This window comes from Duganella sacchari (assembly GCF_900143065.1).
GTDB classification, from domain to species: domain Bacteria; phylum Pseudomonadota; class Gammaproteobacteria; order Burkholderiales; family Burkholderiaceae_D; genus Rugamonas; species Rugamonas sacchari.
This window is the reverse complement of sequence record NZ_FRCX01000008.1, coordinates 17541-26534: the sequence shown is the minus strand read 5'-3', so window position 1 is coordinate 26534 and position 8994 is coordinate 17541. Positions and strand designations below refer to the sequence as shown.

The following is an 8994-nucleotide window of genomic DNA, read 5'->3' as shown; positions in this document are numbered from 1 at the left end:
AAAAATTGATTTATGCGAAACTCGGTTTTTCATGTCACTGGAGCCCAGCCCCATGTCTTCTCTACGTCCCCTGCTGTTATCCGCCCTGGCGCTGAGCGCCCTGCCCGCGCTGGCCCAAGCGCCGGCCAAAGCGCTGAACGCCGTATCGTCCAAGGACCTGCTGCCCCACATCCAAACGCTGGCCTCCGACGAATTTCAAGGCCGCGCGCCCGGCACCGCCGGTGAAACCAGGACCGTGGCCTACATCCAGCAGGAATTCAGGAAGCTCGGCCTGAAGCCAGGCAATCCGGATGGCAGCTGGGTACAAGCCGTGCCGATGCGCGGCCAGAAACCGGCGCCAAGTTTCAGCTACACCATCGGCGGCCAGAAAGTGGCGCTGAATTTCCCGGATGACTATGTTGCCCATTCGACCAGCCAACCAAGCACGGTGGACGTCAAGCACTCGGACATCGTGTTTGTCGGCTACGGCGTGCAGGCGCCGGAATACGGCTGGGATGACTACAAGGGCGTGGACGTGCGCGGCAAAACTCTGCTGATGCTGATTAACGACCCGGCCATCCCCGATCCGAATAACCCGGCGGAGCTGGATCCGACTATGTTCAAGGGCAAGGCCATGACGTATTACGGCCGCTGGACCTACAAATACGAAATCGGCGCCAAGCTCGGGGCGGCGGCGGTCATGATTATTCATGAAACAAAACCGGCAGCGTATCCGTGGGACGTGGTGCGCAGCGGCGGCGTCGCTGAACACTTCAGCCTGCTGCGCAGCGGCGATGACCCAGACGCGCCTGCCGTACCGGGCTGGATTCAACTGGATAAAGCCAAGGCCATGATGCAGGCGGCCGGCTACGATTTCGACGCCTTGAAAAAACAGGCGCTCAGCAAAGAATTTCGTCCCGTCAGTTTAAACGCCACGGCAGATTTTCATATCGAGAATGTCGCCCGTAACGTCGATTCCAGGAATGTGGTGGCAAAAATTGAAGGCGGCGATCCCAAGCTGAAAAATGAATACGTCATTTACAGCGCTCATTGGGATCACCTGGGTATCGATGAGAAATTGCCCGGCGGCCGCGACAAGCAGATTTATCACGGCGCCCTGGATAACGCATCCGGCGTCGCTGCGTTAATGGAATTGGCAAAGGCCTATAAATCCCTGCCCAAAGCACCTAAGCGTTCAATCCTGTTTATTGCTACGACAGCGGAAGAAAAAGGCCTGTTAGGCGCCAGGTATTATGCTGCCCATCCACTCTACCCTTTGAAAAATACTGTCGCCAATATCAATATCGATGGCATCAACGCCTGGGGTAAAACGGCGCAGATTGAAAATGTCACTGCTGGCCATTCCAGCATCGACGGCATATTGGAAAAATATGCCAAGGCCCAAGGCCGTTTAATGGAAAAGGATACCCGCTCAGAATTGGGCAGTTTCTATCGCGCCGACCAATTGGAATTCGCACGCGCTGGCGTGCCGGTTTTATATACCAAGGCACGCAGCCGGTATCTGGATAAACCGGAGAATTATGCGCGTGAAGTCGTGGATAACTATTTCACCCACGATTACCACCAACCCACCGACGGTTTCCGTCATGACTGGGATTTCAGCGGCGGTGTGCAGGATATCCAGCTGCTGTTCCAGGTTGGGCTGGAGATTGCCCAGGGCGTCACGCCAAGCTGGAACGCCGGCTCCGAATTCAAGGCCGCCGGCGACCGCCGCTTGAAGTAAAGCAGACTCAAAAATGGTTTGTACATGCCAATTTCTGGCATGTACTTCCCTAGACTTCCGCGAGTTCCCCTGCGCGGCGTTCCGCAGTCACCACGCGGGACGCGCGTTTGCGCCACCAGATGATGACACCGGTCACGCTCAGCATCGCTACCACCACGCCCATGAAGGAAATCAGTATCCTGCCGGGCAAGCCGAGTATGCGGCCGGAATGCAGCGGGAATTGCGCCTGCACGAAGATATCCGCGGCCGTGCCTTTCCACGGCAGACGTTCGCCCAGTAATTTACCGTCAGTGCCGTCGAAATATAAATAGGCCGGGCCGACGCCGCCTGCACCGTGGTCATTACCAGCTTTATAGAAACTCACACCATAGACGTTATACGAATTCGTATAAAACACCGCGCCGACTGGTTCACTCCATTGACGCTGCCGGGCTTCCTTGTCAGCAGTTTCAATTATCGACGCATATTCGATTTTTGCCGTATAGGGCTTATGCAGCTCGGCCATCGGAATAACATCAAATGGTGTGGGTGTGACTTTCGATATTTTGCTCATGACCGGATAAAACACTTCACTGTATAAATTCAGCGAAAAGGCGGTAAAAGACAAAATAATCAGTAAAGCCCAGGTCCACAGACTGAATGCACGGTGTAAATCGAAGTTGAGTTTATTGCCGCCGCCGCTCCAGCGAACTTTCCAGGCAGGTTTCCAGCGTTCCATCCAGGATTTGGATGCACCTTTTCGGCGTAAAGGCAGCGTCAGATAAAACCCCACAAAACTATCAACAACCCAGATCATGGCAATACCGCCCATAAGCCATACACCCCAGCGGTCAATGCCCCACATTTCGGGAATATGCAGGGTGTAATGCAGACGGTATAAGAAGGAAACAAAGGTCTCCTTGGTAATGGGCCAGACCGCGCCCCATTCACGCTTGCCTAATTCCGCGCCGCTGACCGGATCAACAAAGATCTGATTGAATCCCGGCTCGTACAGTTTCTGCGTCGCCGGATTCACGCGCGGCGATACGCCGAATGCAATCGACTCGCCCGCCTCCAGCGCGATCGGAATATACGAAACCGTAATCTGCGGATAACGCGCCTCCAGCTGTTGCGCCAGTGCCAGCGGCGATTGCGGCGTACCCGGCGTAGGGGCGTGCATCAGGTGCGGGTTGAGCAGGTCGTCCAGCTCGTGGTCCCACGAAATGATGGCGCCAGTAAAACCGCTGATAAACAAAAAGCCTGCAGTCAGCAGGCCGGCATATCGGTGTACCAAAGTCCAGAAGGCTCGCATGGCAGCTTCCCCAAGAAAAAGCCGGGACCGTCAGGCCCCGGCGGACAATGTTAGAAGCGGTATTTCAGGTTCAGCGACGTGCTGCGCGGTGCGGCGTAAGTAATCGCGCCGTACGCGGCAAACATGCCGAAATGCTTCTTGTCGGTGACGTTGTTGACGTTCAGCTGGGCCGACAGGTTCTTGCTGATGTCATAACGCGCCATCAGGTTGACCAGGGCAAAGCCGTCCTGCACGATGTTGCCATTGGTCGGCGTACCGGCCGGTGCGCCCGGGTCGCGGGTGTAGGTGCGGCTTTCCCAGTTGACGCCGCCGCCCACGGTCAGGCCTTTGAGCTGGCCACCCAGGTCGTAGGTGGTGAAGACGCGGAACAGTTTGCGCGGGTAGATGCTGTTGAAATCCGTGCCGTTCGCCTGCCTGGCGCGGAACTGGCTCAGGCCGACGCTGGCATTCCAGCCACGGGCCAGTTCACCGTTCACGTCAAACTCGTAGCCGCGGCTGGTCGCACCGTCCACGCCCACATAGTAGGCTTCCGGCAGGTCGCTGCCAGGACGGGTGATCTTGTCCACTTCCTGTGCCAGGTTGTCCTGCTTGATGTGGAACAGGGCAAACGAGGCGTTCAGGCGGCCGTCCAGGAACTCGCCCTTGATACCGGTCTCGGCCGCCTTGCCGCGGACCGGGTCCAGCACATTGCCGGCCTTGTCCTTATAGCTCTGCGGCTTGAAGATGCTGGTGTAGCTGGCATAGGCCGAATAGGTGTCGTTGATGTCGTACACGATGCCGGCGTACGGGGTCAGCTCGTTGTCGTTCTTGATCCTGCTCGGCGCTTTGGCGCCAGCCTGCGTGTCGATGCTGTCATAGTTGGAGACGCGGGCGCCGACGATCAGCTTGAGCGGATCGGCCAGCGAGAAGCGCGTCACGCCGTAGGCCGCGTCCTGCTTGGTGGTGGTGCTTTCATAGAAGCCTGGTGCGCTCCAGCTCGGCGCCGGGAAAGCCGCGCCATTCCATTGGTCGAAATTGCCGACGGCTGGGTAGGTGGCGCCGAAGTTGGCCGTGCGGCTGTCAGCGTTGAACTTCTGGTTGGCGTAGGTGTAGCCGAACGCGGCTTCGTGCTTACGGCCCAGCAGTTCGAACGGACCGCTGGCCATCAGGCCGAAATTGTCCTGCTTGGTGTGGGTGAGGTAGGAGCCGGCAAACAGCGACATGCCGCCGTCCGCGCCCTTCACCGGCACGCCGGACAGGTACAGCAGGTGCGAGTCGGCCTTGCGGTCGCCATGGGCGGCGGTGGCGGTGACTTTCCAGCCGTTGTCGAAGGTGTGCTCCAGGCGCGCGAAGGTGTTGTTGTACGCGGTCTGCCAATCGGTCCAGCTGGCCGAGGTGGTTTTGGAGACATCCCAGTTGGCTTCCTGGCCGTTCGAATACCAGACTGGCAGGCCGCCCCACATCGGGCCTTTCGGTTCGGTTTCCTGACGGCTGAATCCGGCCACGAGCAGGGTCTTGGGCGTCAGATCCGCTTCCACGGTTGCGTAGAAGGTTTTGCTCTTGTTCTTTTGCAGCGCGGCCCAGCTGTCGCCCTGCTGGTATTCGCCCACCACGCGGCCGCGCACCGTGCCTTCCTGGTTCAGTGCGGTCGAAACATCGACCAGGCCACGACGCTGTTTCCAGCTGCCGATTTCCAGTTCAGCGGTGCCGCTCAGCTCTTTGCTGGTGGCGCGTTTGTGTACCAGGTTGATCGAGGCCGACGGATTGCCAGCGCCCGTCATCAGGCCGGTGGCGCCGCGCACGATTTCCACGCGGTCGTAGATCGCCAGCGTGCTCAGCACTTCGCCGGACGACCATGGCTGCTCCCAGGTGGTCGGTACGCCGTCGATCTGCAGGTTGTCGATGTCGAACCCGCGCGCGGTAAAGCCGGCGCGGTGGGTTTCGTACTGGTTGACCGAGACGCCGGTGGTGTTGTTGACCACGTCGGTTACGGTGACCATGCCCTGGTCTTCGATACGCTGCTGGGTCACCACGGTGATGGATTGCGGCGTGTCGCGCAGCGACATGTCCAGCGGGGTTGCGCTGCGCGCCTTGCCGGTGGTGTAGGAGCCGGTGCCTTCGGTGGTGTCCGACATCTTCTGCGAGGTGACCTGCACCGTCGGCAGCGCCTGTTCCGCGCCGCTTTGCGCCTGCGCCAGCAGCGGCAGGGCCAGGCTGACCAGCATGGCCAACGGCTTCATTGTGACTTGCTTATCCATCAGTTCCCCAGTATTGACTTTAATATAGAAACGCGAATGATAACGATTCCTATTTCAAAGTCAATCGTCTTCTCGGCAACAGACGAAAAAAAAGCCAGGCTAGGCCTGGCTTTTCAGTGATGCGAGAACCGGATTACTCAGCGGTTGGAGCGTCTTCTACAGCGGTGACTTCTGGACGGTCCAGCAGTTCAACGTAAGCCATAGGAGCATTGTCGCCAACGCGGAAACCCATTTTCAGGATGCGCAGGTAGCCGCCGTTACGTGCAGCGTAACGTGGGCCCAGTTCCGAGAACAGTTTGCCTACGATTTCGCGGTCGCGCAGACGGGCGAATGCCAGACGCTTGTTTGCCAGGGTGTCGGTCTTGCCCAGGGTCAGGATAGGCTCAACAACGCGGCGCAGTTCTTTAGCTTTTGGCAGCGTGGTTTTGATGGCTTCATGACGCAGCAGCGAGACGGTCATGTTGCGCAGCATAGCCAGACGGTGGGACGAGGTACGGTTCAGTTTACGGAGGCCGTGACGGTGACGCATGGTACTTCCTTTCGATGTTTATACCCGAGTTCTTCGATCGCTCAAGCCAGGCAGGAGCGCGGACCGGTTTCAGTTAAATACGCCCGCTACGACATGCAGCAGGCGGTGCTACAAAAATTACTTTTCCAGACCAGCAGGCGGCCAGTTTTCCAGCTTCATGCCCAGGGTCAGACCACGGGAAGCCAGGACTTCCTTGATCTCGTTCAGCGACTTGCGGCCCAGGTTCGGGGTCTTCAGCAGTTCGTTTTCCGAACGCTGGATCAGGTCGCCGATGTAGTAGATGTTTTCGGCTTTCAGGCAGTTGGCCGAACGCACGGTCAGTTCCAGGTCGTCGACTGGACGCAGCAGGATCGGATCGACCAGCGGCGCACGCGATGGCGCTTCCGCCGCCGCTTCGGTGCCTTCCAGTGCCGCGAACACATTCAGCTGGTCCACCAGCACGCGCGCCGATTGACGGATCGCTTCTTCTGGCGAGATCACACCGTTGGTTTCGATGTTGATGATCAGCTTGTCCAGGTCGGTACGCTGTTCCACACGGGCGGACTCAACGAAGTACGACACACGGCGCACTGGCGAGAACGACGCGTCCAGAATGATGCGGCCGATGGTTTTGTTGGTGTCTTCCGACAGGCGACGCACGTTACCAGGAACGTAGCCGCGGCCTTTTTCAACCTTGATCTGCATGTCCAGCTTGCCGCCGGCGGTCAGGTGAGCAATCACGTGGTCCGGGTTGATCAGCTCGACGTCGTGCGGCAGATCGATGTCCGATGCCAGCACAGCGCCTTCGCCTTCTTTTTTCAGGGTCAGGGTGACGGAGTCACGGTTGTGCACTTTGAACACAACGCCCTTCAGGTTCAGCAACAGGTCAACCACGTCTTCTTGCACGCCGTCCAGCGACGAGTACTCGTGCACCACACCGGCGATGGTCACTTCGGTCGGCGCGTAGCCGATCATCGAGGACAGCAGTACGCGGCGCAGCGCGTTGCCCAGGGTGTGGCCGTAGCCGCGTTCAAATGGTTCCATCACGACTTTGGCGTGACCGGCGCCCAGCGCTTCTACATCGATAATACGTGGTTTCAACAAACTGTTTTGCATGAAATGTCCTTTTCAATACCCTCGGCGCGTTAGGCCGATAAGGCTGATGGCATTAGTGAAAACGCCCGCTTAACAAAGCGGGCGGGTTTTGGTGCTACTTAGACGACAGATTAACGCGAGTACAGTTCGACGATCAGCGATTCGTTGACGTCAGCAGCGATCTCATTGCGCTCTGGCAGGGACTTGAAAGTACCTTCCATTTTCTTGGCATCCACCGACACCCAAGCTGGCATGCCAACTTGTTCCGCCAGCGACAGCGCTTCAACGATACGCACTTGTTTCTTGGCTTTTTCGCGCACAGCAACGACGTCGCCCACTTTAACCGAGTACGAAGCGATGTTCACCACATTGCCGTTCACGGTGAAGGCTTTGTGCGATACCAGCTGACGTGCTTCAGCGCGGGTCGAGCCGAAGCCCATACGGTACGCAACGTTGTCCAGACGGGCTTCCAGCAGCTTCAGCAGGGTTTCGCCGGTGTTGCCTTTGCGACGGTCGGCTTCTGCGAAGTAGCGACGGAACTGACGTTCCAGCACGCCGTACATACGTTTGACTTTTTGCTTTTCGCGCAGCTGGTTGCCGTAGTCCGAGGTACGAGCGCCCGACTTCACGCCGTGCTGACCTGGTTTGACGTCCAGTTTGCATTTGCTGTCCAGCGAGCGACGGGCGCTCTTCAGGAACAGATCAGTGCCTTCACGGCGGGAAAGTTTTGCTTTTGGTCCGATATAACGTGCCACGGTACTTCCTTTTTAAAATAATGACGTCCCAACCCACGCGGGCTGAACGCTAGTCTGGTCTGCGGGGAGCCAGACGTGGCTTAAAGTCTGCCGGCAAGCCAACAGACGACAATAGCCGGGCAGTATAGCCGTCACCAGCTTCCTGCACCAGCTTTATTGTGTAACAGCGAGACCGGCAACGCCGGTCTCGGCCATTAGATACGACGACGCTTTGGAGGGCGGCAGCCGTTGTGTGGAACTGGCGTCACGTCCTGGATCTCGGTGATCTTGATGCCCAGGTTGTTCAGTGCACGCACGGCCGATTCACGGCCTGGGCCTGGGCCCTTGATGCGTACTTCCAGGTTCTTCACGCCGCATTCGATCGCGACTTTACCAGCGGCTTCAGCAGCAACCTGCGCTGCGAACGGGGTCGATTTACGCGAACCCTTGAAGCCAGCACCACCGGAGGTCGCCCACGACAGGGCATTGCCCTGACGGTCGGTGATGGTGATGATGGTGTTGTTGAAGGAAGCGTGAACGTGTGCGATACCTTCGGCAACGTTCTTCTTGACCTTCTTGCGTACGCGCGCTGCTGCTGCGCTGCTTTGTTGCTTAGCCATGTGATTTCCCTAGATTATTTCTTGAGCGATTGAGCGGCTTTGCGCGGGCCCTTGCGGGTACGTGCATTGGTACGGGTGCGTTGACCGCGGACCGGCAGGCCCTTACGGTGACGCATACCGCGGTAGCAACCCAGGTCCATCAAACGTTTGATGTTCATGGACAGTTCGCGACGCAGATCGCCTTCAACGATGAATTTTGCTACTTCATCGCGCAGCTTTTCCAGTTCGCTGTCGTCCAGGTCTTTGACCTTTTTGTTGGTCGCAATACCGGTCTGCGCGCAGATGAACTTCGCGCGTGGACGGCCAACACCGTAGATGGCGGTCAGGCCGATAACGGTGTGCTGATGATTTGGGATATTAACCCCTGCAATACGTGCCATTCGTTATTCCTCGATAAATAACGGTTATTAACCTTGACGCTGCTTGTGACGTGGTTCGACGCAGATTACGCGAACAACGCCCTTGCGCTTGATGATCTTGCAGTTGCGGCAGATCCGCTTGACTGAGGCGTTAACTTTCATGATGAACTCTCTTCTAAGGTTCGATTATCTAAAATTACTTGGTCCGGAACACAATGCGGGCGCGGGACAGGTCGTAAGGTGTCAGTTCGACCGTCACCTTATCGCCAGGCAGGATGCGGATGTAGTTCATCCGCATTTTACCTGAAATATGCCCCAGCACCACGTGCCCGTTTTCCAGCTTTACTCGAAATGTTGCATTAGGGAGATTTTCTAGGATCTCGCCCTGCATCTGTATGACGTCGTCTTTTGCCATTCGGTATGTTTG

The 8994-nt window shown here is 57.6% G+C and carries 10 protein-coding genes; 1 reads left to right on the top strand and 9 read right to left on the bottom strand.

Features of this window, described 5'->3' with window-relative positions; all coding sequences use genetic code 11:
• Positions 1-52: 52 nt before the first annotated feature.
• A complete protein-coding gene (locus BUA36_RS18670; RefSeq protein WP_072786833.1) occupies positions 53-1723 on the top strand; it encodes a M20/M25/M40 family metallo-hydrolase in 1671 nt (556 codons plus the stop codon).
• A gap of 49 nt (positions 1724-1772) precedes the next feature.
• Here BUA36_RS18670 and BUA36_RS18665 read toward each other — a convergent pair whose 3' ends face one another.
• The 9 genes from BUA36_RS18665 to infA form a co-directional block, all read right to left on the bottom strand.
• Positions 1773-3014 (bottom strand): PepSY-associated TM helix domain-containing protein, encoded by a 1242-nt coding sequence (locus tag BUA36_RS18665; RefSeq protein ID WP_072786832.1) that lies wholly within the window; start codon positions 3012-3014, stop codon positions 1773-1775.
• 50 nt (positions 3015-3064) lie between these two features.
• Entirely contained in the window at positions 3065-5251 is a 2187-nt protein-coding gene (locus BUA36_RS18660) for a TonB-dependent siderophore receptor (RefSeq protein WP_072786831.1), read from the bottom strand.
• Positions 5252-5384: 133 nt separating this feature from the next.
• Positions 5385-5780 (bottom strand): 50S ribosomal protein L17, encoded by a 396-nt coding sequence (gene rplQ, locus BUA36_RS18655; RefSeq protein WP_072786830.1) that lies wholly within the window; start codon positions 5778-5780, stop codon positions 5385-5387.
• Positions 5781-5897: 117 nt separating this feature from the next.
• Complete coding sequence (locus tag BUA36_RS18650; RefSeq protein WP_072786829.1) at positions 5898-6875, bottom strand: DNA-directed RNA polymerase subunit alpha; 978 nt, start codon at positions 6873-6875, stop codon at positions 5898-5900.
• Between the two features lie 110 nt (positions 6876-6985).
• Positions 6986-7609 (bottom strand): 30S ribosomal protein S4, encoded by a 624-nt coding sequence (gene rpsD / locus BUA36_RS18645; RefSeq protein WP_072786828.1) that lies wholly within the window; start codon positions 7607-7609, stop codon positions 6986-6988.
• A 194-nt stretch (positions 7610-7803) separates the two neighbouring features.
• Positions 7804-8208 carry a 30S ribosomal protein S11 gene (gene rpsK / locus BUA36_RS18640; protein ID WP_072786827.1) on the bottom strand — a complete coding sequence of 135 codons (405 nt, stop codon included), beginning with the start codon at positions 8206-8208 and terminating at the stop codon, positions 7804-7806.
• 14 nt (positions 8209-8222) lie between these two features.
• Entirely contained in the window at positions 8223-8588 is a 366-nt protein-coding gene (gene rpsM / locus BUA36_RS18635; protein WP_072786826.1) for a 30S ribosomal protein S13, read from the bottom strand.
• A 27-nt stretch (positions 8589-8615) separates the two neighbouring features.
• On the bottom strand, positions 8616-8729 hold the full coding sequence (gene rpmJ / locus BUA36_RS18630) for a 50S ribosomal protein L36 (protein WP_005663407.1): 114 nt from the start codon (positions 8727-8729) through the stop codon (positions 8616-8618).
• A 34-nt stretch (positions 8730-8763) separates the two neighbouring features.
• The gene (infA, locus tag BUA36_RS18625; protein WP_005663428.1) at positions 8764-8982 is read right to left on the bottom strand and encodes a translation initiation factor IF-1; all 219 of its coding nucleotides are present in this window, start codon (positions 8980-8982) and stop codon (positions 8764-8766) included.
• Positions 8983-8994: the final 12 nt, after the last annotated feature.